The following is a 22,873-nucleotide window of genomic DNA, read 5'->3' on the forward strand; positions in this document are numbered from 1 at the left end:
CCGAAGCGCCCTGATCGCGTCGGAGAGCGCAGCTAGTCTCACTGACGTGAAGGCCTGGGTCCGAAAGCCGACGACGCAGGCGGGTGCGCTCGTAGCGCTCGCCTTCGCCCTTACCCTCGCCATCGCTCTGCTCGGCGGAACCGCCGACACCCTGGTCCTGCTGCTGCTTACGCTCCTGGCTGGCGTGTTCCAGTTCTTCGGTGCGTCGAGGTTCCACAGCGCTGGTCGCGCAGACCCATCGCTCGCGAGGGCGTCCGTTCGCCGGCTCTTCAGCATGGCGGGGCGCGCATACGAGACGAGACTCTCCGTGGAGCAGTGCTACGAGACCGGCACGCCAGGCGATGCCAAGAAGCAACTCGGAGTGGTCAGCGCGCAGCTCAGCTTCATCGAGGAGGGCGCAGTGCAAGCCATCGAGGACTGGCGAGAATTTCACGACGAGGCTCTGGCGGATATAGAGGAGAAGCGCGATGACAGACACGAGGATTGAGGCGAAGGTCGCGCGGATCCTGACAGCGCGTGAACTGGTACTGAATCGTGGCTCCGACGCAGGCGTCGAGGTCGGTATGCGCTTCGCCATCCTCAACCGGCGCGGGAACGAGATCATCGACCCCGAGACGAAAGAGGTTCTCGGATCCGTAGAGCTACCCAAGACCTTCGTCAAGGTAATCTCCGTGGACGCCCGGCTCTGCGTCGCTCGAACCTTCCGCGAGTTCTATCACCCGGGCCAGAGAGGCGCTCTCGACTTCACGTCCTCCCTTTCCACTCTGATGGCTTCGATCCCGGAAAGGACGGAGGTGGAGACCCTCAAGACCGACGAGACACGAATGAAGGACGAGATGGATGAGGCCGATTCCTTCGTCAAGACTGGGGATCCGGCCGTGCAGGTTATCGGCAACGAGTACGCCGGGATGCTCGGATAGCTCGGAGCGATTTTCCTAGATCGCCCCAGGCGACGCGGCTCCTCAACTTATTCGTAGCGGCTAGTCGAACCTCGCGCGCGCGCGCGAGGTAGCGCACTCTGCATTGTGGCTGTATAGCCGACTACAACCTGGGTACGGCCCGAGGCAGAATCGAAATCGACGCCTCGGGTGCGGAGAAGGGTGCCCAGGACGCAGGAAAGGCGGTCGACGGGCCGGGCACGTCTCCTCAACCAACGGCCGAGGCGGTTCCGTCAGCCGGTCGAAGTGACATCGACCGCACCGTTCAGCTGCCGGGAAGGCGTCAGCCGCTCCGGCTACAGTCGAGCCGAGCCGACGGCCGACGCCGCCCGGTCGGTAGGGTCGCCCTCAGTGCGCTCAGGTCCGCGCCCGAAGCTGCCGACACAGTTCGTAGAGCCCGATACCGAGAGGGTGGAGTCATGGCAGTACGCGTCCCTGTGGTGCCTGCGACCCTTGCCTGGGCTCGACAAGCACTCCACGTCTCCCTCGATGACCTGGCACGAGCCGCCGGAACGAAGCCCGCTCAGGTGGCGGCTTGGGAAGCTGGCGACCAGCAGCCGACCATGAACCAGCTCCGCAGTACGGCGAAGAGACTCGACCGGACCGTGGCGTTCTTCTTCCTGCCCCCGCCGGAGCAAGTAGACATCCCAAGGGCTCCCGACTTTCGAGGACGAGACGAGGATGCGGAGCAGTCGCCCGGAGTCCTTCGCGAACTGAAGAGAGCCGAGGGGCGACGACAGAACTACCTCGACGTGGTCGGCCTCCAAGACGCACCATTCGCTCTACCGGAGTTCACGTGGAGCACAATCCCCCAGAGGACAGCCGAGCTCCGGCGCGCCCTTGCACCGCTCCTGCCAGAGGCCACCCACACTCCGGGCCTCAACGACTGGATCGCTGCTCTCGAGAGCTTCGGAGTGCTGGTCTTTCAGTCCAGCGGCGTCGCGCTGGCCGAATTCCGCGCCGTCTCGGTGTTTCACGAGCGCCTGCCCTTTGTCGTTCTGAATGGCGCGGACTCCCAGACGGCGCGCATTTTCTCGCTATTCCACGAGGTTGGCCACCTTGCGAATAGGACCGGCGGGGTGTGCCTCACCCTCGAAACGACCGAACAAGAGATTCTGTGCAACCGGTTTAGCGCAGAGTTCTTGATGCCGCGCGACCGGGTGCTCTCCGTCGTTCGCAGGTCCCAGCCCGGAGACCTCGTCGGCGACGTCGAGAGACACTTCGGGGTGAGCAGCCTCGCGGCTGCCGTGCGACTGCGCGCGCTCGACCTCATCTCCGACGACGCGCTCGAAGCTGTCAGACGTGCATCTGACGCACGCTGGGCCGAAGAGCGACGGCGTCAGGCCGACAGGGAGGGCTTCGCCCCGCAGTGGCAGCTCGCGTACCGCAACCTCGGTCAGAAGTACATGCGCGGGGTCCTGCACGCCCTCGAAGACTCGCGCATCGACCGGCTCGACGCGTCCTACCTCCTCGACGCGCGCGTACCTATGGTCGAGAAGCTGCTGAGCGAGATGGATCGGCGGGGTGAGCTGTGAGCAACGGGTACACGCTCGACACGAACATCCTGATCAACCTGAACCGCCTGTACCCACGGGACATCTTCCCGACCCTCTGGGAGTACCTAGAGATGCTGGTCGACGTGGAGTGGGCGTGCATCTGCTCCGAGGTACTCGTCGAAGTCAAGCGCGGCGGAGATGAGCTGCACACGTGGGCGAAGGACCTGCCCGGCTTCGTCTGCGACCTGACCGCTGGCGAGCCCGCCACAGTCGCCGCAATCTCGGCGGAGCACCCTGGCTGGGTCCGCGAGACGCAGAACGCCGCCGACCCGTGGCTCATCGCCCACGCCATCGCGCACGACCGCACGATCGTCTCCGAGGAGCGTCAGGCAGGGCCCGGCGTCGAGGACCGGAATCAGAAGGTGCCGAACGTCGCGGCCGAGCACAGCGTCGAGTGCATCAAGTTCTTCGAGCTGGCACGGCGTCAGAGCTGGCGGTTCTAGGGACCGCAGGCGCGCTCGTGTGCGCCTAGATTCGGCACGGCCCGACCGGGCTACCCACACCCACGTCCGACGGTCTCAGTCGGCGTTGCCCCGACCTACTCGGGTGATGCGCTCGCGCTCCCAGGGCAGCTCGCCGCCCCAGATGCCCCAGCGCGGCCACGCGCCCTCCGTCGCCACAGCGAAGTCGAGGCACGCCTCCCGCACGGGGCAGCTCTCGCACACCGCCAGCGCGAGGACGTTCGCCGGCGACGGGTGCCCCTTGGGTTCGATGTCCCAGTCACCGTCTGCGTCGCGGCAGGCTGCTCGAAGCTGCCACGTCGTCGCGACGAACGGCGTGGTCGCGGCGCTCTTCGACGGCATGTCAGGCCGCAGGCGTCACGTCGGCCGGGTCGACGCCGGGGAGCCAGAAGTCCGCGTTGCCGTTGAGGAAGACCTTGAGGTTCACCGTCGCCCCGTTGTCGGCCACGACGAGCACCGGCAGAACGTCGCCGGGCTTCGGGTTCGTGCCGGTGCCGGGTCCGGTGATGAGCCACTTGCGGTAGACCAGATCCGCGTCTGCGGCGGTCATCGTGTAGGTGCCAAGCGTGCCGACGTCCATGGTGCTGCCTTTCGGTTCCCCCGCTCACTCCCGCGCGGGGCTAGGCACCAGCACACAGAACGGGACGCCTGCCGCGCACGGGAGGCAGAGGGCGGCGCGAGGCGTCGGCGCAGCTTCGATGCTCAGCACTGCTACGGGCTGCTAACACCTGCCAAGCGGTCCCCGAGCGGTCCCGGAGGGTGCGCCCCGACGCACTAGCGGGCAGAATCGGGCGCTGACCTGCGGCTTTACGGTGGGCCAGGTGGGGCTTGAACCCACGACCGACGGATTATGAGTCCGCTGCTCTGACCGGCTGAGCTACTGGCCCGCGGGCGTCAGGCTACCGGCAGCTCCGCGCGCCCCGATCCCGTGGCCGCGACGCCGCCCGGCCGCCGCCGACCGGCTACGTTCGAGGCATGCCCCTGCGACGTACCCGCCTGCCCGACGACGCCCGGACCGAGCTCGGCCTGGACACACGCAGCCGGGTGCTCGCGGCCGCGCGGCTGACCGACGGCTGGGCGGCGGCCACCTCGCAGCAGCTCCTCGTGCTGCGGGACGGTGCCGTGGTGGCCCGCCCCTGGCACCTGGTGGACGGCGCGCGCCTGGACGCCGAGTCGGCGACACTCACCGTCACATGGGTCGACGGTCACCACGCCACAGAGCTGCCCCTCGCCGACGATCGCGACGTGCGGCTCGCGCGCGTGCTGCACGGTCAGGTGCAGGCGTCCGTCGTGCACCGGGAGAACGTCGCCCTCCCCGGTGGCCGCACGGTGCGGGTGGCCCTGCGCCGCACGCCCGCAGGTGAGCTCCTCACGCAGGTGATCGGCACGGGCGACGTCGACCTCGCCGACCCGGCGACCTCGGCCGCGGTCGACGCCGCCGAGGCACGCGTCCGAGAGGCGGCCGGCCTGCGCTGACGGGCTCCGGGACGGCCCTGACCGGTGGGTGACGGACCGCCCGCGACGGTGTGCGAGGCACCCCCGTGCATCGGGTAGCATTGCGACCCGCGATCCCGCGTAGCTCAATTGGCAGAGCATCCGACTGTTAATCGGACGGTTACTGGTTCGAGTCCAGTCGCGGGAGCAAGCGAGTCGGGCCCCTCACCAGCGGAAACGCTAACTGAGGGGCCCGAGTCGTTCCCAGCGTGCACTACACGTGCACCACGACGGGCCTCCCGCACCGGGAGGAACCACCATGAGCACCACCACAGCCACTGTCGAGGCACTCGCCGACGCGGCGGTCAACGCCGCGGCCGCACGCGCCATCCGAGACGTGCTCCGTGAGCTCGGCGTGCGTCAGAACGAGTGCGCGATCGCCGCGGGCTTCGGCCCTGACGAGCTCTCGCAGCGCATGACGGGCAAGCGCTCGTTCAGCCTCGCCGAGTTCGTCGACATCGCGTCTGCGCTCGGTGTCCGCGCGCCCGACCTCATGGACCGTGTCCTGTCGATCCTGGACGAGGAGGCCGGACGATGACCGTCACCACGGAGACGACCGCGTCACACCCCACCTGATGCGACGCAGCGGACTGCGACTACCTCGACGGAGGGGTCCACTGGGGCCCCGCGAGCGAGTACAAGATCGGGGAGGGCAGCGTCACCCTCGAGCTGTCCCAGTCCGAGGACGACACGAGCCCGCTTCCCTGGCTCACGCTCAACCTTTCGAGCCAGGGTGTGCCGATCGACCAGATCGAGGCCCTGGCAGCGTGGCTGACAGCGCGGGCAGCGGAGTACCGCTCTGCGACGGCCGTCACGGCAGGTGCGTGATGGACGAGGACTTCGTCGTGGTTGAGGCGATGGGCACCCGGGTTGTGCGGGTCTCAGACCTGCCGAGACCGGTCCTGTACCTGCCGGAGTACGGGATGGCGCTCGTTGACGACTCCCTAGACGACCACACCCTCTCGTGGGCGCAGGACTACCTACTGATCCGGACGTGCGAGGCGTCCGCTTGAGGACAAGCAAGAGGGCTCACACTGGCGCCGCCTGTCGCCCCCTGCCTCACGATGGGGGGCGGCGCTCTGCGCGTTATGCCGGGACTCATGCCCAGCTTCAATCGGAATGTCGGAGCCCCGGCGTACCGTGGCGCTTATGGACCTTGACTTCAAGTTCGACTGCCCTGAGTGCGGGCGCTCGGTGAAGGCGACGGTCGCCGAGGTCGGGCGGCAGGCCACCAAGCGCTGCCCCAACGGTCACTCCATCAAGCTCGTGGACAAGGGCGGCGACGCACGCCGTGCACAGAGCGCGATGGACGACCTCGAGCGTTCGCTGAAGCGGTTCGGTAGGAGGTAGGTCACCGCACCTCGCCAGGCCGCACGCAGGATCGGTACCTTGCTGTCATGGCTCCCACCGAAGGGTGGCGCGAGGAGCGCTACTGCGCAGCGTGCGACGAGGAAGTGACCGTCCACTTCACGCGCATCTACCAGAAGAACGCCGCTGGCGATCTCGCCGTGGACTACACGAGTGCTAAGTGCGCCCGTGGCCACGAGTTTCAGGTCTAGGACATGGATCTTGCGGCGCTGATCATCGCCGGGCTCGCCCTCCTGACGGCAGCGCTCTCAGCCGTATACACGAAGCGGCAGGCGGATGCTGCTGAGGAAGCGCTGGCACTCGCTCGGCAGGAAGCGGCTCGATACCCGGCGCCTTGGAACCTCGTGTGGGTCAAGGGGGACACGTACGGTCTCGTCAACGGTGGTGACGAGACCGTGTACGACGTGACGATCGAGTTCCCACCCCACACCTTCACCCGCGGCGATGTCGACTCGGTCGACCGCCTGTCGGCCGGATCGACACACACGTTCCTAGCGGCCATGAGTTCGGCGACACCGCACCGCAATGTCACCGTGTCATGGTCTCGCCAGTCCGATAGCGACGAGCGTCACGACTGGACGGCGCCTCTGCCCGCAAAACGCTGAGTTTGATGAGAGCCAGTCGCGCCCGCTGAGCGTTCCGCACACTCTCGGCGGCCACGACCAGCGCGAGAATCGCCATCGCAAGCGCAATCACGTCGATCACAGCGGCTCCCATCGTCCGGTGCTGAGGTCGTACGTCCCGCGCCCGGCAGGCTCGAACGGGACGCTCGGCAGGTGGCGGAGGCGCCCGTGCTCGTCCTCCCAGGCGAACAGGGCGGCCCGCCACTCGTCCGGGGTCGCCCAGCGCTCCGGGTGCCAGCTCCACTCCTCGGCAAGATCCGCGTCGTCCGAGCCGACGCGGGAGGGGAGCTCGACGCCGCGCTCGCTCGCCCACTTCCGGCGCTCGTCCCACCACTCGTTGTGCGTCATGCCCTCCGGCCACTCCTCGGCCCGGAACGTCTGCAAGCGCAACGGGATCGCGCTCCGCTCATCGACCCGGCGGCGCCTCACCGCTGCCTCCGGTACACGTCAGGCAACAGTGACCGACGTACCGCGTAGGACTCCACCATGAGAGCGACGAGGTCCGACCAGGCGCCCGGCGAGGCGGCGAAGTGGTCCTTGCGGGCATCGTGCCAGGCGCGCCACCGTTCCGCGGTCGACCCCTGCCAGTCCTCCGCGTGAAATGTGAGCAGGTGCCGTGGGACGTCCGCCAGAGCCTCGCGCCGGCGCCTCACCGTCGCCCCCTGCCGGTGTAGACACCCCGAGCGGGGCGTGCCGGCGGCAGGTCCTCGTCGAGCCCTGGCACGCCCAGCGTCGCCAGGATGCGCGCCAGGGCCAGGCGCTGCGCTCGGGCCTCCGCGACGCCAGGGTGCAGGCGCGCGCCCTGTGAGCTCGGGATCATCAGGCCGTCCTTGGCCACGGCGGCGTCGAGCTGCTTGATCCGGTCGCGCGTGCGGCACGCCTCCTCGAGCTGGGCAGCCTCCGCAGCGGCCATGTCGAAGTCGGCGGTGATCGCATCCCACAGGGCGCGGCCCGGTGCGCGCAGGCCAGACGGGCGCTTGGGACGGTTCTCGGTGGTCATGGCTCCTCCTCAGGGGGCCGATCGTTTGGGTGCAGCGGAGGTATCTCGCTATGCCTCCGGGGGCGGGCGACCGAGGGGACGAGGGCCACCCCCCACCCCCTCGGTTGCTGTCAGGCGGGGTCGGGGCGCTGCCGAGGTCTACGGGAGGAAAGGAGGACTCGACCTCGCTCGGCATCGCTCCGGTTGGCGCGCGCTCACACGTCTGCCCGGTGACGTTCACGCCCCGACCCCTGGTCATCAGAGCGCCATCTGCCGGACGGCCTGCTCGCGCTGGCGCGTGGCCTGGGCGGCTTCGGTGTCCTGCCGCTCGAGCTGGTCGACCATGCGGAGGGCCTGGTCCCAGGTGGGCCACCACGGTTCGGCGCCGGCCTGGGCGGCTTCGATGTGCAGGGCCAGGCCTGTGGCCTTGGTCGCGGGGACCTTGTCGGGGTGTGCCCAGGACAGTCGCTCCCACGGGAACTGGCGGGGGCTGATCTCGCGGCGGACCTTGCGCAGGTGGAGCAGCTGGGCGTGGTGGAGCTCGATTGCTGCCGCGCGCTGGGCGTCCTTGGTCTTGCCGTCGCGCAGCAGCGTGGTGGTGTCGGGCGCTCCCGCGTCGGCGTACCAGGCGAGCTCCGCCAGGGCCTTCTCGGCTTCAGGCCGCAGATGCTCGATGACGTCGGCCACGTGCATCTCGATCTCGCGGTTGAGAGCGATGGCGAGGTCCGTGCGGGCCTTGGACCAGGCGTCGATGGCGATGCGTTCGGCCGCGACTCGGGCGGCGTGGGCCTCGAGCTCGGCCTGGTCGGCGGTGCCGGAGGCGTAGGCCGCGCGCAGGGTCTGGGTGGTGGCCTCGCGGGGCTTGAGGCTCTCGAGCCGGTTGAGGCGGTCGAGTGCTGCGGTGACGGTGTCGGGCAGCTCGTAGCCGGTGCTGGTGAGCAGGGCCAGGGTGGCGCGGACGGTGTTGTGGGCGTTGGCGCGGTGGTAGGTGTTCATGGGTCACTGCTCCTTATTGGTGAGGTTGACGACGCCGGTTGCGCCGTCGAGTCGGTCGGGGGTGCGCAGCGCGTTGAGCAGTGCGCCGCGTCGGGTGCGGATGGTCTCGACGTCGCGGGCCTGGGCTTGCTGCCGTTCGGCTTCGGCGTGGTGCCGGTCGCGGATGTTGGTCGCGAAGCGGCCGAGGGTTGCCGCCGCACCGGGGCTACCGGCGAGGCCGCTGGTCCGGCTGCGCGGTGGGCGCAGCTGGTCGCGGTCGATCAGTCCCGTGGTGTCGCCGTGGTGGTGGTCGGGGGTGAACAGTCGGGCGATGCGGACGTGGATCTCAGCCACCCTGGTTCTCCTGTCGTAGTTCGACGGCGCCGCAGCCACGGCACCGGGCCACGGTCACGCCGCGGACGCTTCGTGAGGGCGTGACGTCCCACCCGGGCCGCTCGCAGCGCGACCGGTGTGTGGTCGTTGTCGCCGCAGTGATCGGAGTGCCGGCGTGCATCTCAGCCACGAGGGCGCTCCTGTCGGATCTCGACGGTGGCGCCACACCCGCGACAGCGCGCAGTCGTGACGCCGTGGGCGGAGCCGGCCGGGTCGAGGTCCCACCCGGGCTGGTCGCAGTCGGGCTGATGCATCGGAGTTCTCTCGGTCATCGCCCGAACACTCCGATCACGACGAGCTGAGCCGACCCCGTCGGAACGGTGCCCTGCCACTGGAGGCTCACTGGGACCGTCGTGCCCGACGGGGCGAGAGTGCGCTGGTGCAGCACGGGCCGGGCCTCATTCGTCGAGGGCTCAATGTTCTCCGTCGAGGCCGGCCCCATCTCACCTGCGATGTTGATGCGCCCGGAGATCGACCCGCCCGAGAGGCCCGCGGCGCCTGCGACGAAGCCCGAGGCCATGACGACGCCCGTGCTCGCCCACGCCGGGATCGTGAGGTTCGCGCTGACGGCGACACCGAACGTTGCCGGCGGGGACGCTGCGCTGATCGAGCCGGTGTTGCCCGCGAACGTGACGGGGTTGGCGAGCGCGTCGTTGCTGATCGACCCGTTCGGTACGGCGAGATCGCCGGAGAACACCGCGTCACCTCCGACGTTCATCGCCCCGTCGAACCGGGCGTTGCCTTCGCCGTCGAGCTCCCACGTGTCGGCCTCGGACGCCAGGCGACCCGACGTGACCCGTAGGACGCCCTCAGCGACGCTCAGGCCCGCGTTCTTCAGCAGGTAGTTCACCCGCTGCCGGGTCTCCTCACGCACCTTCTTGACCTCGGACCACACCCGCGCGAACGGGTCGGTCTCCTGGCGCCGCCACTCACTGCTGCTCATGCCGTCTCCTCTCACGCGCCGCTGCGGCGCTGGGTCTCTGTCAGGCCGCCGAGGACACCAGCGACCTCTCTCGGGTCGGTGGTGGTCCCGTACTCGCGGCAGGCGCCCAGCGCCGGGCAGCCCCAGCACAGGCGGGCCGCGACACGCTGCTCAGCAGTGCTCTCCGAGGTCCACAAGCCCCGGTCGGGCATGGGGAGGGTCCAGCACGTCGGCGGGCTGCCCGCCTCGGTCAGCACGTCCAGGTGGGCCAGGAACTCGGCGCGGGCGGTCATGCGGCCACCTCGCAGCCGACGTGCGCGGTCTCGCCGCTGTCGACCAGCCACGGATCGAGCTGTTCACCGCAGCCCCTACAGGTGGTGTAGGAAGCGTCGGATGTGTAGGAGGTTCCTACGCTTCCTACGGTTCCTACAGGGGTGCTGAGAGGCCCGTAGAGCCCCCGGCCGAGCCTGACAATCCGCCCGGCTCGCTCAGCTCGGAGCAGGTAAGTCCCCGCATCCTTCTCGGTGAGGCTCAGGGTGTCGGCCACCTCCTTGGCCCTGACGCCCTCCGGCCGCTCCGTGACGTGTGCAACGACGCGAGCCGACGTGTCGCCCAGCCCTTCGGTCACCTTCGTCTGCTGTGCTGCCCGCGCCGCGTCGGCGAGTGAGGACCCGCGCAGCGTCCACGCACCGTCCGCCACTGTGATCGCGTACTCGCACTCAGGAACATCACGGCCGGTGACCCTCAGAACGCCGTCAGCCTCGTTGCGGGGCCGAGACAGGGACACGGTGAAGTCAGCGGCTCCGTTGAGGCCGTTGGTGCCACTGGTGCTGTCCATCCAGTCCTCGGACGCGGCCTTGCGGACGTGGTGCACCACCAGCAGCGTCGTCCCCGGGTGATCGTCGGACAGCGCCTTGAGATGGCCGCCGATGCGGTAGTCACGTGCGTAGGCAGACTCGCCGGGCAACGACGGCGGGGTGACCTTGCCGAGGGTGTCGAGCACCACGAGCGGACGGCGGTCGCCGTGCTGCTCGAGCCACGCCCGAGTCAGGTCGAGCACGTCGGCCGGGGTAGCCCTGGTCGTGTAGTGGAGCCCGGTAGGGATCGGCTCCTCGCCGAGCAGCCGACGGCACCGGTCCTGCAAACGGCGGTCGCCGTCCTCGAGCGCTAGCAGCAGCACGGGCCGCGCCTCGCCCACTGGAACCTTGCCGAACGCGCGCCCGCCGGCTGCGACGGCCAGGACGATGCCGAGGGTGGCCCAGGACTTGCCTGCCTTCGGAGGGCCGGTGAACAGGCCGAAGCCCTCGGGCACGATGCCCGGGACGGCCCAGGACAGCGGCGGGAAGCTCTGCGCGTCGAGCCAGTCGCCGGTACGAATGCGGTTGAGGATCTCGCCACTCATGCGACACCTCGCTTCCGCCAAAGCCGCCGAGCCGCGGCCGCGCGCTCTGGCTGGCCCCGTCGCTCCGCCATCACGGCGACGTCGTCTGCGAGGGCCGAAGGCATCACGGCCGCCCTAATCGCAGCCCACTCGGCCGCGAGCTCGGCGTCGTAGCGGCGCCGCTCCATCTCGGCCCCTGCGATGCACCCAGCCTCGTAGTAGGCCGTGGCGACCTCGCGGCCCCGGGGTGTCATCTCGTGGAGTGCTGGCACCCGCCGTGGGAGACTGGTTCCAGCTGAGGCGCCCACCTGAGCATCTGAGAGGCGGTCCGTTGCCCGCGGGCCGCTTTCTCGCTGTCTGGGGTCCGTCATGCCGCACCCGCCGGGATGGGGCGCAGCAGGGCCTCGTCAGCCTCGTTGAGGTCGACCTTGACCAGGCGGCCGACGCGGTAGGCCCTGAGGGTGCCGTCAGCGATACGTCGACGGATCGTGCGGGGGTGGACGTCGTAGCGCTTGGCTGCGGCGGAGACGCTGACCAAGGCGAGCGTCGATCGGTTCACGGGGAGCCTCCCGGGGCATTCGAAAATGCCCGGGGCTGCCCGGATGTCAACTAGAGTCTGTCAGCGATCCCCGCGAGAGTCACACGCGCCACGCCGTGCACCCTCAGGGTTTCCAGGATTGGGTCAAGCTTCCGCGCATTGACGGGCACGGTCTCCCCGCAGGTCTGGCACTCGAAGCGGTAGCGATGGCCGTAGTCCATGCCGGGCACTAGGTCTACTGGGGCGTGAGTTAGGCCCGAGCGTCCCAGCCTGCGGGCTTCGCCGAAGTAGGTCTGCAAGGCCTGCGAGCCCGCAGCGTCGATCCATGCCAAGAATCCATGTCGGGTCGACCCTGGCTCGCCATTCGGCCGGGCACGATGCGCCAGCCGCGCGACCATCTCCGGCGGCGCGGCCACGTCCTTGCCTCGGTGGTGACACTCGACCTCGAGCGTGAAGTCGACCACTGGATCGTTCACTGTCCACCCCCGACCATCGCGGATAGGGCTTCGGCGATCTGCGCGTCCCTGCCCTTCGCGGCGTGCTGGTAGCGCATCGCCGCCGACGGAGTCGAGTGGCCGAGCCGGGCCATGAGCTCGGCCAGCGTCGCGCCCGTGTGAGCGGCGAGGACGGCACCTGTGTGCCGCAGGACGTGCGGGGTGAGGTCTGGGCGCCCGATCGAGGCCCGAGCGCGGTTGAAGTGCCACAGGAAGGACGAGTGGGCCAGGTGGTCGCCGTCAGCGGCTGGGAACAGCAGGCCGTCCCTCCCCCAGGCGGCGTGCGTCGCGATGTGGTCGCGCAGCAGAGGCACCACGTGCGGCGGGATCGCGATGTCACGGCGTCCGGCGTCGGACTTGGTTTCCCCCACCACGAGCGCCCCGTTGGTGCGCACGACCGCACGTCGCACCTTGAGCACGCCGTTCTTGAGGTCGACGTCCTTGCGTCGCAGCTCGGCCGCCTCACCGAACCGCAGCGCACACCACGCCATGAGGACGACCATCGCGCGCAGACGCTCGGGCATCTCCGCGGCCAGCGCGGTCAGATCCTCGAGGGATGCTGGCTCGATCTTCTTCGCCCGCTTGGTCGCGCCGGCGCCCTTGACCCGGCACGGGCTCTTGACGACCTTGTCGCGGCGCTCGGCGTCACGGTAGATCGTCCGCAGCAGGGCGTAGGCGTGGGCACGGTAGGTGGGCCCGGTCTGCTCGTGCAGCGCGTCGTGCCAGTCCTCGACGTCGTCGAGCGTGACAGCGGTCAGCGGTCGCGTGCCGAACGTCGGGAGGATGAAGCGCTCGAGGAGACGCTCGTAGTGCTCGAGGGTGCGGGGCTTGAGCGGCTTCTCTGCGTGCTGGCGCCTGCGCAACCACCCGGCCGCGTACTCCCCGAACGTCGTGACCGCCTTGGCGCGGCGGCGCTCGGCAGGCGCGACCCACGTGCCCTCAGAGATCATGCGCCGCTCGAGAGCCAGCCACGCCTCTCCGTCGAGCTGCGTGTCGAAGGTCGAGGTGGCCGTGTGCCGGGCGAGGTCCGGGCCGATGTAGGACGCCTGCCATCGCTTGCTCGGCAGCCTGCGGAGCTTGCCGAATCCTCGTCGCGCTGCCACCCGTGACCACCTCTCGTGCACCCTGCGTGCACTAACAGAGTACCCCCGTGTCCTCTTGTGTCCACGTCCGACACTCGTTACTGTGAGCCGTATTCGCAGGTGAGAGGCCCGTATCCGCAGGTCGGTCCAGTCACGACGATGGGCCGGTGTTACTGGTTCGAGTCCAGTCGCGGGAGCACCCGAGGGCCCCACCCGTGGTGGGGCCCTTCGTCATCCTGGGGTTCGCCTCCGTCGCGAGCGGGAGGTGGCCGTCCACGGCTCCACCGTGCGGCCGAGGCCCGCCGACGCCGGCGCACCTAACGTCGTCCTCATGGAGAACGACGAGACCGGCCCCGCGCCCGAAGCGTCCCAGGGACGGCCGCAGATGCTCGGTGTCGGCATCGCCCTCGGCGTCGCCGTCGGGACGGCGATCGGCGTCGCGACCGACAACGTCGGCCTCTGGCTGCCCATCGGTGTGGCGCTGGGCGTCGCGATCGGCTCGGCTCTCGGCGCCGGACGCGACGGCGACCGCCCGACCGGCTGAGGGCCAGGACCTCAGACCCTGGTGAGTGTCCGTCGCCCGGCGTACGACGGGAGGAAGGGCGGGTACCGCCGGTCCCTGCACAAGAACGTGGAGCGACGGCGTCCCGCGCGGTGGCGAGGAGGACGAGATGGCTCACGACTGGCATGCAACCCTCCACCTGTCGGACGCCGACGACCCGAGGGCGGACACGGCGATGACCACGGCGCACGTGGTGCTGACGACGCGCGACACCACGCTGCACGGGTACGGCTACGCGCGCCGCAACCCCGGCGACGTCGACGTGCCTGAGGTGGGCGAGGAGCTCGCTGCGGCTCGCGCGCTGCGTGACCTTGCCGACCGCCTGCTCAAGGCGACGTCCGACGACATCTCCGAGATCGAGCACCGCGCGATCCACCTCGGTCGCTGAGATCGGCGCCGACGGCCCGCAGTTCAGTCTCGCTCGCGCAGCGCCCGACGGCGTCCCTCGAGCCCCACGAGGTCAGCGAACGCGGCCTGGTACGCGTCGGGCTCGGCCGTCGCGTCCATGCGCTGCAGCCGTCCCCGCGCCTCGGCGATCTGCCGCGTGAGGCCGAGGTCGACGAGCGCGTCGACGACGCCGCGCACGTAGTCGTCGATCACGTCGGGCCGGTCCTCGGGCAGGGGTGCGACCGCGAGCTCGGTCACCAGCCCGGCGACGGGGCTCGCGGCCTCGTCGCGGACGCGCTCGACCCAGCCGGAGGGCTGCGCTGCGGCCGCGGCGAGCCCACCGGCCGCGCGGATCGCCTCGTGGACCGCGCGCAGCGCGGGCACTGTGAAGGCGTCACCGGGCAGCGCGTCGAACTCCGCCGGGTCGACCGTCCCGGGGTGCTGCAGCACCGCCTCGAGCGCGTTGCGCTCGAGGCGCGCGACGGGGTCCGTGCGGTCGGGGGCAGCAGGGCGCGTGGGGGCCTCGCGACCGCCCGGGCCAGGGCCTCGCGCGCCCGGCATCGTCGGATCGTCCCGGCGCGCGGTGTCCCGCTGTGCCACCGGCGCGTTGCGCTGCCGCCCTGCCGTGGTGACCGCGGAACGCACCGAGTCGAGCTCCATCCCGAGCCACCCCGCGAGCATGCGCGCGTACTCGGGCTGCAGCGCCGCGTCCCGGATGCCCGCCACCACGGGCGCGGTCGCGCGCAGCGCGGCAACCCGCCCCTCGGCGGTCTCGAGGTCATGCGCGCGCAGGGTCGAGCGGAGGACGAACTCGAACAGCGGCTGGCGTGCGGCGACGAGGGCCCGCACGGCCTCCGGCCCGCGTGCCTGTCGCAGCTCGCACGGGTCCATCCCGCTCTGCTCGACCGCGACGAACGTCTGCGCGTAGAAGCGCTGGTCCTCGCCGAACGCGCGCAGCGCGGCCTTCTGCCCGGCCGCGTCGCCGTCGAACGTGAAGATGATCTCGCCGCCCACCGAGGTGCCCGAGGACAGCTGCACGCCCGCGCCCGCCGAGGTGTCGCCCACCAGACGGCGGACCACCCGTGCGTGGTCGGGGCCGAACGCCGTGCCGCACGTCGCGACCGCCGTCGGCACCCCGGACAGGTGAGCGGCCATCACGTCGGTGTACCCCTCGACCACCACCACCTGCTTGGCCTTCGCGATCTCGCGCTTGGCCAGGTCGATGCCGTAGAGCACCTGGGCCTTCTTGTAGAGCGCCGTCTCGGGGCTGTTGAGGTACTTGGGGCCCTGGTCGTCGTCGAAGATCTTGCGTGCGCCGAAGCCGACGACGTCTCCCGTCACGTCGCGGATGGGCCACACGAGGCGTCCGCGGAACCGGTCGTACAGGCCCCGGTTGCCCTGGCTCATGAGCCCGCTCGCCGTGAGCTCGGCCTCGGTGAACCCCTTGCCGCGCAGGTGCCGCAGCAGGTGGTCCCAGCCCTGCGGGGCGAAGCCGACGCCGAAGTGCTCGGCTGCCGAGCGGTCGAAGCCGCGCTCGGCGAGGAAGGTGCGGCCGGCGGCGGCCCCGGGGGTCAGGAGCTGCTCGGCGTAGAACGCGGCGGCGTAGCGGTGCGCCTCGAGCAGACGCTGGCGCCGCCCGGGCTCCTCGCCAGGCCGCACCGCGCCGCCGTCCTCGTAGCGCAGCTGGATGCCCACGCGGCCCGCGAGGTGCTCGACCGCCTCGGTGAACGGCAGCCCGTCGATCTTCTGCAGGAACGAGATGACGTCCCCGCCCTCGCCGCAGCCGAAGCAGTGCCACAGGCCCACCTGAGGACGCACGTGGAACGACGGCGAGCGCTCGTCGTGGAAGGGGCACAGCCCCTTCATCGAGCCCACGCCGGCGGGCTTGAGCGTCACGTGCTCGCCCACGACCTCCTCGATCCGGGCGCGCTCGCGGACGGCCGCCACGTCCTCGCGTCTGATCCGGCCGGCCACGGCGTGAGTCTAGGTGCTGGCCGGCGCCCCGACGTCGCCGCTCCACCGCGGCGACGTCCGCGGACCGCGGCACGCGGTCAGGTCGGGGCGTCGCGCGAGAGCGGGTCGAGCGCGCTCGAGAACCGCCGCGGCTTCAGTCCCCCGAACCGCGCGCTGTCCGCGAGGACGTCGAGCCCCACAGGTCTCCCGAGGAGGCGTTCGAGCGCCTGGCCCGCCTGCCGGGCGGCGGTGAGGCCTGCAGGTGTACCGGGCGAGGCGGGCAGCGCCGTGAGGTGGACGGCGCCAGCCGCGTCCTGGTGCAGCTCCCAGGCCGCGAGCCCGTGCCCCTGGAGCACCTGCGTCGCGTCGACCGAGGGACGCCAGCTCCCGTCGGCGTGCTGATAGCGGACCGGTGCCCGTCCCTCGAGGCCGTGCACCTCGACCGTGCCGTCGGCCCGACGCCGCAGCGACCCGTGGTCGCCGGTCCGGTAGCGCAGCAGCGGCAGGTAGGGGTTCTCGTCGGTGGTCACGGCGATCTCCCCGCGCACGCCGTCGGGGCAGGGCACGCCGTCGGCGTCGAGCACCTCGACCCACACCCGGCGCGGCAGGACCACGTGCGGACCGTCGTCCCAGCGCGCCGCCACCGGACCCGTCTCGCGCAGCCCGTACAGGTCCAGCAGCGGGACGTCCCACGTCTCCCCGACCAGGGCCCGGACCGCGGGGGTCAGGTGCGCGGCACCGCTGACGAGGGCGAGGGGGTGCAGCACGAGCCCTGCTCGCACCAGCTCGACCAGGCGGACCAGCGGCAGCGGCGAGGTGCTGACCACCTGGGGGTCCCAGGCGGCGAGGAAGCGCTCACGGTCACCCGGAGCGTTCCACGCGGCGTCGTCCAGGTTGACCCGGGCCATCACCGGTGCCGCAACCTCGTCCGGTCGCGGGAACGCCGTCATCGCCGAGGCGTAGGTGAAGGCGGCCCGCTGGTCCACGAGGTTGACCAGGCCGAGGCGGTCGGGCTCGGCGTGCCACGCGACGCCCGCGTCGCCCATCAGGCGGTGCAGCAGCAGCAGGTCGGCCGCGACCGTCACGGGGTGCAGCGGGATGCGCAGCGCCGCGCCGGTGGACCCCGAGCTCGTTCCCTCGAGCACGCGGTCGAGAGCGACGTCGAGCGGGACCAGGTCGGCGACGCCGCCGCGAAGGTCGTCCCGGTCGAGCGTGGGGAGCGCCGTGAGCGGGGTCGTGCCCGACGACCGTCCCTCACGTGCGCGGCGGCGGTAGCGCGGCACCTGCTCGTGGGCGCGCGCGACGAGCGCGTCCACCCACGCCGGGGGTGCGCCAGCGTCGGGGCCGGGGGCCGCCGCGTGTCGACGGGGTGCGCCGCGCAGGGCCGCGAGATCGTCCGACGTGAGCCGGTCCCCGGTGCGGTGCACCCAGGTGGGGGCCGACGGGTCCGACGTCACGGCGGTCAGCACGCGGGCTCCGGCGGTGTCGAGGGTCGGCCACCGGGCGACATCGTCGAGGGCGAGCGCGGACATCGGCTGGTACTCGTCGAGCACGTGCTCGACGGGCGCGCGCTCGGGTGGCGCCTGGTCGGCCGGCGGCTGCTCGCTCGCCCCGCGGGCGTGGGTGGGCTCGGTCATCAGTAGTTGGCGTACTGGGCCGCCGCCTCCTTCGCCTTCTTCTCGGCGAGGGCGCGCGCGAGCTCCTCGGCGCGACGCACCTCGAGAGCCATCGCACGTGAGGCGGCCTCACGGTGCTCGGTGCTCACCGCGAGCCACCTGTCGGCCGCGTGCTCGGCGGACTCGCCCGCGGGCAGGAGCCCACCCGCGGCGAGCGCCGCACGCGCAGCCTCCTCGCGACCCGACGGCTCGTGCACCCACGTGCGCGGGTCGCGCACCGGCGCGAGACCGTGCGCGAGCCTCTCGATCACGCGCAGGGCCCAGCGCGCGAGGTCACCCGTCTCCTGCACCGCCTCCCGGACGCCCGCGTGGACGTGCAGCGCCGGGTCCAGCACGAGCCAGCACGCGACGCCGGCGCCCGCGCGCACCACGCGCGGGGCGTCGACCCCCAGCGACGTGTCGAGGCGCGTGAGCGCCCGTGCGTCGAGGACGGTGCCGTCGAGCACGACGAGCACGTCGCAGACGAGTGCCGGGATGTCCGCCGCGCGGTCGAGCAGGTCGGGCGGGGTCCGCGCGAGGCGTTGCCGCAGGCTGGCCAGCGCCGGGCCCGGGCGGAGCTCCTCAGCCACGGGCCGCCTCCCCGGCGGACCGGGCCCACAGGCGGCGCGCGAAGGCGCGCGCGAACCGGACGAGGTCCTCGTCGCCGTCGACCAGGTGCACGTCGTAACCGAGGGCGACCGCCGCGATGCGGTCGGCGTACGCAGCCGCGCCCCGCAGCACGAGGGTGCCGCCCCCGCCGGCCGCGTCGACCGCACGCGCCGCGATCCCGGTGCTCGGGTCCCCGCGCCGGTCCTTGTCGGCGTCCTCGGCCCGACGGTAGAGGCTGAACGGGTCGACGACGTCCTCGAACATCGAGATCACCCCGGCGTCGGAGATCACGGCGACGTGCGTCGCGCGCTCCCCCGTCCGGAGCGCCGGCCGCGGCGTCAGGTGGGTGCGTTCGAGCAGCGGGAGCGGGAAGGACGTGCCACCACCGAAGTGCGCGACGACGGCGGCGAGGACGGCGTCGGCATCACGGGTGAACCCGTCGGTCCCCGCCACCTGCCCCCGACCGCTCCAGGTGGTGGCCTGCACGCGGGCGCCGGCCCGCAGGGCGGACAGCGCGAGGACGGCGCCGGCGAGCGCGATCGGCGCACGCGCGACCTTCGGGTCGGGCATCGAGCCGGACGAGTCGAGGTACAGGTCCAGGTCGACCGGACGCGACTCGGGGCGGCTCGGGTCCTCGCGGTGCACGTCCCGGCGCACCGTCGTCAGGCCGGGCACGACGACGGGTGACGCGCTCACCGTGGCCGTCCAGTCGACGTCGGCCAGGTCGTCGCCGAGCTCCCACGCCTCGAGGCCGCCGAGCAGCTCCTCACGCGGCTGAGGCACCGGGACCGGCGGGAAGGGGACCAGGTGCGGGGTCGCGTGCTCGCGGTACCAGGCGGCCGCGACCTGCGCCGAGTCGACCGTGAGCCCGAGCGCCCGCACGGCCGCGAGGGCGTCGGCCGGCGCGAAGCCCTGGCCGTGCCCCGAGCCGGCCCCACCCCCGCCCGGGTCGGGACCGAAGGCTTCCCCGCCCGTGCCGTCGGCGTCCCCCGCGGCCCCGTCGGACGTGGCCGCGTCGCCGACGACGGCGGGATCGAGGGCCGGGTGCACCACCGGCTCGCCGAGGGACGGGTCCCCCGCGAGGCCCGCCGGGACCTGGTCGCCGCCCTCCCGGTGGCGGCAGGTCGCCAGGCGGCGGTCGGGCTCCCAGCTCTCGAGCTCCTCGGCGAGCGTGGTGCGCACGAGGGCCGCGAAGCCGCCCGCCCCCGCGACGGGGTCGCGCGCGTACACCCGCACCAGCCGCGCGCACAGGTGAGCCGCGTCCTCGGGCACCGCGCCGTCGGGGTTGGTGAGCGTCCCACGCGACGTCTCCCAGAGCAGCTCGTAGGTGCGGGCCACCAGCTGGAACAACCGGTCGTCCGGTCGGGGGCGCCCGAGCGCGGCGTACAGCTCGAGCACGGGCACGTCCGCGGCGCGCTGGAGCCTGTCGTTGATCAGCAGGTCGGCCCACAGGTTCGCGACCGTGCCCACGAGCCGGTCGGCATCGACGAGGCCCGTGCGCACGCGGGCGGCGGTGCGGGCGGCGGTGAGCAGGTCGCCAGGTGCGAGCACGTGGTGGCCCACCTCGTGGGCGAGCGCCGCGAGCGCGTGCCCCTCGATCCGCCGGGCACGCACCTGCGCGAGGTCGATGTGCACCTCGACGTCGGTGCACGAGAACCAGGCGAACGAGCCGGCGTCCGGCACCGGTTCCTCGTGCAGGGTCGGTCGGTGCATGCGGGTGGGCCGCCCCCACGCCGCGAGGGCGCGGGGCCACACCTCGAGCCACTGCTCGGCGAGGGCGTTCATGCCGCGACCCGTCGCGGAAGCCGCACGACGTCGACGCAGTACGAGTGGGCGCGGCTCACGAGGGCCACGGGGCCCGGCCACGCCGGGGCGTCGACGGCGACGAGCCCCGTGACCTCGTCGGTCCAGGGGACGACGCCCACGTGGGGCGCGCCGTGCGCGGGCGGGCGGGGCCGCCCGGTGACGCCGTCGGCGGCCGCGTCACCGAACCGCGTGATCGCACTTCCGTGGACGTCGGCCACGACCAGCCACGCGACGTCGTCGGCCTCGACGAGCCACCCCGGTCCACCCTCGGCGGGGCCGACCCAGCCCAGCACGACCGGCCGCCTCAGCCACGGGCCGCCGAGGCCACGGAACCCCCCGTGGCGTGCGAGCACCCCCGGAGCGGTGCGGCTCCCGGGCCACCACCAACGGTCGGCCCGGTGCGGCGTGAGCACGGCCTCCCCGAGACGGGACGGATCGGCGGCGAGCTCGGCGGGCAGGTCGAGCGCGGCGACCGCGACCGCCCGGGGCAGCTCGTCGACGGCGGCCAGCGCGGCGTCACGGAAGCGCGCGAGGCCGCTGCGCCAGGCGGCCACGACGACGACCGACCGCACCCGAGCGGCGAGGTCGGCACCGGCCGTCACGCCCTGCTCGGCCGTGGCCGCCGCTGCGACGCGCCTCAGCCAGGCGTCCAGGTCTCCCTGGCGCGCGACCGTCGGTGCCGCCGCGACCATCGCCCCGACCACGGGGCGTGGGTCGACCGCGAGCCACGGGACCGCCGTCGCCGCGACTGCGAGGGCCCGGTGCTCGGGTCCGTGCGCGCCCGCGCGCCCCTGGGCGCACAGGGCGGCCGCGGACCCGACGAGCGCCTCGAGCGTCGCGTCGAACCGGTCCTCCGGCAGTGCGACCTCGAGCCCCCGCACGAGCCCGGCCACCTCGGCCGTGGTGCGCAGCAGGTCCTCGGGTGCCGCGCCCTGGGCGGCAGCGCGACGCAGCACCTCGTTGAGCGCGGCCCGACGCCGTCGCACCGCCGCCCCCGCGGGCGAGGCGGGGTCGAGCAGCGGCACCTGCACCTGCACCTGCGGGTCCGACGTCATCCGCCGCTCCAGCGCAACCAGGCCAGGTAGCTCGAGTAGCGCTGGTGGGCGTACTTGAGCGCGAGCGCGTCGTCGTAGACGCTCCCGTAGAGCTTGATCGCGTCCTGCCAGAGGGCGAGGAGCTCCTCGATCCGGGCGGTACGGCGCAGCACCTCCTGCTCGGTGAGGCCGTGCGTCCCGCGATCGAGCTCGGCGAGGATCTCGCCCACCGGGTCCTGCGAGTCGAGGCCCTCGGCGTCGTACTGGCGGCACGTCGTGTCGAAGAGGTCGCGGATCCACGACACCCGGTCGCTGCGCAAGGCCTCCCGGTCCGCCTGCTCGAAGCTCGGCGCCTGCAGGTCGGGCTGGAGCTTGTCGTGCAGCACGAAGGGCAGCACCGCCCGCAGGTCCTCGAGAGTCACCTCTGCGTTGCCCCGGAAGTAGGCCATCGCCTTGGCGTAGAGGATGAGCGACTGCAGGGCACGGACGGACAGGCCGTTGAGCGTCTGTGCGCCCACATCGGCGAGGCGGTCCTTGCCCGTGTCGGCCGCGGTCAGCAGGTGCGGGTCCACCCCGGCCAGCCGGGCCGTGTCCTTGGTCCGGTACTCGAGCTGCCAGGCCGCGCGCTCGAGCACCTCGAGCTGGGAGCTGAAGTACTCGAGCCGACGGCGCACCGGGGCCGGCAGCGCGACCGCGAGCACCTCCGCGTGCACACGGTCGTGCTCCTCGGCCGAGAAGACGATCTCGGGCGGGACGTTCTCCTCGGGCCGCAGCCCGCGCTCGGCACGCGTGACGAGGTCGCCGAGGAACCGGCTGTTGAAGGCGAGCGCCTTCACGACGACGTCGATCCGGTCACGCAGGGCGTCGACCACCTGGAACGTGCCGCCGCCGGCGTCGTCGTTGGCCGTGAGGTACCAGGCCGAGGCGCCCGTCTCGTAGATCTGGTCGAACACCTCGACGTACCCGTCGGCGAGCACCGTGAGCAGCGCCGACTGCGTCTTGGTCGGGATCCGGTTGTACTCGTCGACGATCTTGACCCGCATGCCGAGCCAGGTGCGCCACGCGACGTCGATGTCCGAGAGCCGCTCGGCGGCGACGAGGTCGCGCGGCAGCGGGGTGCCGAAGAGGTCGCTCACCGTCAGCTGCGGGTGGCCGTGCTGCATGGCCCGACGCACGTCCCGCACCGGGTAGCCGGCGAGCACACCCATGAGAACCGCACTGGCCGTCTTGCCCCGGCCTGGGCCCCCGACGAGCAGGCAGCGGCCTCGCACAGCGAACGTGAGCAGCGGGAGCAGGACGAAGCTCGAGTACGACTGGTCGGTGGGCAGCTCGACGACCGCACGGGTGTCCCCGAGCCGGTAGGCGGTGCGGGCGACCGACGGGTCGGAGAACTCGACGTCGTAGTGGGGGCTGATGATCGCGTGGTTGACCATCCAGAAGTACGCCTGGCGCAGCTTCTCGTCGAGGGCGGGGCCGGCACCGGAGCCGGCGTCCGCGCTCGCGGCGGGACCCGCGGCGAACAGCCTGTCCACGTCGAGCTGCGCTCCGGGCCGTGCGGCGGGGTGGCTCGACGGCCGGGTCGGTGCGCGCGACACCTGGTCCATCTCGCGGGTGCCCGCGGGCGCGGGCGTGGGCGGGTCGGGCTGCGGCACGGGGCGAGTCT

29 protein-coding genes and 2 tRNA genes are annotated in these 22,873 nt (G+C 71.9%); 13 read left to right on the forward strand and 18 right to left on the reverse strand.

Annotated features, from left to right (window positions below):
• The first annotated feature begins 46 nt into the window (after positions 1–46).
• The 4 genes from GXB85_RS04095 (at position 47) to GXB85_RS04110 (ending at position 2,937) form a co-directional block, all read left to right on the forward strand.
• Complete coding sequence (locus GXB85_RS04095; protein ID WP_161916369.1) at positions 47–487, forward strand: hypothetical protein; 441 nt, start codon at positions 47–49, stop codon at positions 485–487.
• The gene (locus GXB85_RS04100) at positions 468–920 is read left to right on the forward strand and encodes a hypothetical protein (protein WP_161916370.1); all 453 of its coding nucleotides are present in this window, start codon (positions 468–470) and stop codon (positions 918–920) included. Before GXB85_RS04095 ends, GXB85_RS04100 begins: the two co-directional genes overlap by 20 nt.
• Positions 921–1,357: 437 nt before the next feature.
• Positions 1,358–2,473 (forward strand): ImmA/IrrE family metallo-endopeptidase, encoded by a 1,116-nt coding sequence (locus GXB85_RS04105; protein WP_161916371.1) that lies wholly within the window; start codon positions 1,358–1,360, stop codon positions 2,471–2,473.
• Positions 2,470–2,937 carry a DUF4411 family protein gene (locus tag GXB85_RS04110; protein ID WP_161916372.1) on the forward strand — a complete coding sequence of 156 codons (468 nt, stop codon included), beginning with the start codon at positions 2,470–2,472 and terminating at the stop codon, positions 2,935–2,937. Before GXB85_RS04105 ends, GXB85_RS04110 begins: the two co-directional genes overlap by 4 nt.
• A 75-nt stretch (positions 2,938–3,012) precedes the next feature.
• On the opposite strand, the gene GXB85_RS04115 is transcribed toward GXB85_RS04110, so the two are convergent.
• The 3 genes from GXB85_RS04115 to GXB85_RS04125 form a co-directional block, all read right to left on the reverse strand.
• Positions 3,013–3,297, reverse strand: a complete 285-nt coding sequence (locus GXB85_RS04115) for a WhiB family transcriptional regulator (protein ID WP_161916373.1) — start codon at positions 3,295–3,297, stop codon at positions 3,013–3,015.
• A 1-nt stretch (position 3,298) separates the two neighbouring features.
• Complete coding sequence (locus GXB85_RS04120) at positions 3,299–3,535, reverse strand: hypothetical protein (protein WP_161916374.1); 237 nt, start codon at positions 3,533–3,535, stop codon at positions 3,299–3,301.
• A gap of 233 nt (positions 3,536–3,768) precedes the next feature.
• Positions 3,769–3,842, reverse strand: a tRNA-Ile gene (locus GXB85_RS04125).
• A gap of 88 nt (positions 3,843–3,930) precedes the next feature.
• Here GXB85_RS04125 and GXB85_RS04130 point away from each other — a divergent pair.
• The 7 genes from GXB85_RS04130 (at position 3,931) to GXB85_RS04160 (ending at position 6,422) form a co-directional block, all read left to right on the forward strand.
• The gene (locus tag GXB85_RS04130) at positions 3,931–4,431 is read left to right on the forward strand and encodes a hypothetical protein (protein ID WP_161916375.1); all 501 of its coding nucleotides are present in this window, start codon (positions 3,931–3,933) and stop codon (positions 4,429–4,431) included.
• 93 nt (positions 4,432–4,524) lie between these two features.
• A tRNA-Asn gene (locus tag GXB85_RS04135) sits at positions 4,525–4,597 on the forward strand.
• 111 nt (positions 4,598–4,708) lie between these two features.
• Entirely contained in the window at positions 4,709–4,987 is a 279-nt protein-coding gene (locus GXB85_RS04140; RefSeq protein ID WP_161916376.1) for a helix-turn-helix transcriptional regulator, read from the forward strand.
• Positions 4,988–5,276: 289 nt separating this feature from the next.
• Complete coding sequence (locus GXB85_RS04145; protein ID WP_161916377.1) at positions 5,277–5,462, forward strand: hypothetical protein; 186 nt, start codon at positions 5,277–5,279, stop codon at positions 5,460–5,462.
• A gap of 136 nt (positions 5,463–5,598) precedes the next feature.
• On the forward strand, positions 5,599–5,799 hold the full coding sequence (locus GXB85_RS04150; protein ID WP_161916378.1) for a hypothetical protein: 201 nt from the start codon (positions 5,599–5,601) through the stop codon (positions 5,797–5,799).
• Positions 5,800–5,846: 47 nt separating this feature from the next.
• Positions 5,847–6,008, forward strand: coding sequence for a hypothetical protein (locus tag GXB85_RS04155; RefSeq protein WP_161916379.1), 162 nt, complete (start codon positions 5,847–5,849; stop codon positions 6,006–6,008).
• A gap of 3 nt (positions 6,009–6,011) precedes the next feature.
• Entirely contained in the window at positions 6,012–6,422 is a 411-nt protein-coding gene (locus GXB85_RS04160; protein WP_161916380.1) for a hypothetical protein, read from the forward strand.
• Positions 6,423–6,518: 96 nt separating this feature from the next.
• Here the strand turns inward: GXB85_RS04160 and GXB85_RS04165 are convergent, their stop codons facing one another.
• From GXB85_RS04165 to GXB85_RS04205, 9 genes are all read right to left on the reverse strand, one after another.
• Positions 6,519–6,788 carry a hypothetical protein gene (locus GXB85_RS04165; protein WP_161916381.1) on the reverse strand — a complete coding sequence of 90 codons (270 nt, stop codon included), beginning with the start codon at positions 6,786–6,788 and terminating at the stop codon, positions 6,519–6,521.
• 301 nt (positions 6,789–7,089) lie between these two features.
• Positions 7,090–7,440 (reverse strand): hypothetical protein, encoded by a 351-nt coding sequence (locus GXB85_RS04170; protein WP_161916382.1) that lies wholly within the window; start codon positions 7,438–7,440, stop codon positions 7,090–7,092.
• Between the two features lie 237 nt (positions 7,441–7,677).
• Positions 7,678–8,415 (reverse strand): hypothetical protein, encoded by a 738-nt coding sequence (locus GXB85_RS04175; protein WP_161916383.1) that lies wholly within the window; start codon positions 8,413–8,415, stop codon positions 7,678–7,680.
• A 3-nt stretch (positions 8,416–8,418) separates the two neighbouring features.
• Entirely contained in the window at positions 8,419–8,748 is a 330-nt protein-coding gene (locus GXB85_RS04180; RefSeq protein ID WP_161916384.1) for a hypothetical protein, read from the reverse strand.
• A 307-nt stretch (positions 8,749–9,055) separates the two neighbouring features.
• Positions 9,056–9,730, reverse strand: coding sequence for a hypothetical protein (locus tag GXB85_RS04185; RefSeq protein ID WP_161916385.1), 675 nt, complete (start codon positions 9,728–9,730; stop codon positions 9,056–9,058).
• An 11-nt stretch (positions 9,731–9,741) separates the two neighbouring features.
• Positions 9,742–10,002 carry a WhiB family transcriptional regulator gene (locus GXB85_RS04190; RefSeq protein ID WP_161916386.1) on the reverse strand — a complete coding sequence of 87 codons (261 nt, stop codon included), beginning with the start codon at positions 10,000–10,002 and terminating at the stop codon, positions 9,742–9,744.
• Entirely contained in the window at positions 9,999–11,111 is a 1,113-nt protein-coding gene (locus tag GXB85_RS04195; protein ID WP_161916387.1) for an AAA family ATPase, read from the reverse strand. The genes GXB85_RS04190 and GXB85_RS04195 overlap by 4 nt, the downstream gene beginning before the upstream one ends.
• A gap of 346 nt (positions 11,112–11,457) precedes the next feature.
• A complete protein-coding gene (locus tag GXB85_RS04200; RefSeq protein ID WP_161916388.1) occupies positions 11,458–11,649 on the reverse strand; it encodes an excisionase family DNA-binding protein in 192 nt (63 codons plus the stop codon).
• A gap of 451 nt (positions 11,650–12,100) precedes the next feature.
• The gene (locus GXB85_RS04205) at positions 12,101–13,225 is read right to left on the reverse strand and encodes a site-specific integrase (RefSeq protein WP_161916389.1); all 1,125 of its coding nucleotides are present in this window, start codon (positions 13,223–13,225) and stop codon (positions 12,101–12,103) included.
• Between the two features lie 310 nt (positions 13,226–13,535).
• Between GXB85_RS04205 and GXB85_RS17775 the strand changes: the two genes are divergently transcribed.
• Positions 13,536–13,748, forward strand: coding sequence for an HPP family protein (locus tag GXB85_RS17775; protein WP_202627594.1), 213 nt, complete (start codon positions 13,536–13,538; stop codon positions 13,746–13,748).
• 127 nt (positions 13,749–13,875) lie between these two features.
• Positions 13,876–14,154, forward strand: a complete 279-nt coding sequence (locus GXB85_RS04210; RefSeq protein WP_161916390.1) for a dsRBD fold-containing protein — start codon at positions 13,876–13,878, stop codon at positions 14,152–14,154.
• Between the two features lie 23 nt (positions 14,155–14,177).
• Here GXB85_RS04210 and dnaG read toward each other — a convergent pair whose 3' ends face one another.
• From dnaG to GXB85_RS04240, 6 genes are all read right to left on the reverse strand, one after another.
• A complete protein-coding gene (gene dnaG / locus GXB85_RS04215) occupies positions 14,178–16,127 on the reverse strand; it encodes a DNA primase (RefSeq protein WP_161916391.1) in 1,950 nt (649 codons plus the stop codon).
• A gap of 77 nt (positions 16,128–16,204) precedes the next feature.
• Positions 16,205–17,743 carry an AMP-dependent synthetase gene (locus GXB85_RS04220; protein ID WP_161916392.1) on the reverse strand — a complete coding sequence of 513 codons (1,539 nt, stop codon included), beginning with the start codon at positions 17,741–17,743 and terminating at the stop codon, positions 16,205–16,207.
• The gene (locus GXB85_RS04225; protein ID WP_161916393.1) at positions 17,743–18,351 is read right to left on the reverse strand and encodes a hypothetical protein; all 609 of its coding nucleotides are present in this window, start codon (positions 18,349–18,351) and stop codon (positions 17,743–17,745) included. Before GXB85_RS04225 ends, GXB85_RS04220 begins: the two co-directional genes overlap by 1 nt.
• Positions 18,344–20,155, reverse strand: a complete 1,812-nt coding sequence (locus tag GXB85_RS04230; protein ID WP_161916394.1) for a hypothetical protein — start codon at positions 20,153–20,155, stop codon at positions 18,344–18,346. Before GXB85_RS04230 ends, GXB85_RS04225 begins: the two co-directional genes overlap by 8 nt.
• On the reverse strand, positions 20,152–21,231 hold the full coding sequence (locus tag GXB85_RS04235) for a hypothetical protein (protein WP_161916395.1): 1,080 nt from the start codon (positions 21,229–21,231) through the stop codon (positions 20,152–20,154). Before GXB85_RS04235 ends, GXB85_RS04230 begins: the two co-directional genes overlap by 4 nt.
• Positions 21,228–22,862, reverse strand: coding sequence for an ATPase (locus GXB85_RS04240; protein WP_370523999.1), 1,635 nt, complete (start codon positions 22,860–22,862; stop codon positions 21,228–21,230). The genes GXB85_RS04235 and GXB85_RS04240 overlap by 4 nt, the downstream gene beginning before the upstream one ends.
• Positions 22,863–22,873 lie beyond the last annotated feature (11 nt).

This window comes from Cellulomonas sp. APG4 (assembly GCF_009996735.1).
Taxonomy (GTDB): Bacteria; Actinomycetota; Actinomycetes; order Actinomycetales; family Cellulomonadaceae; genus Actinotalea.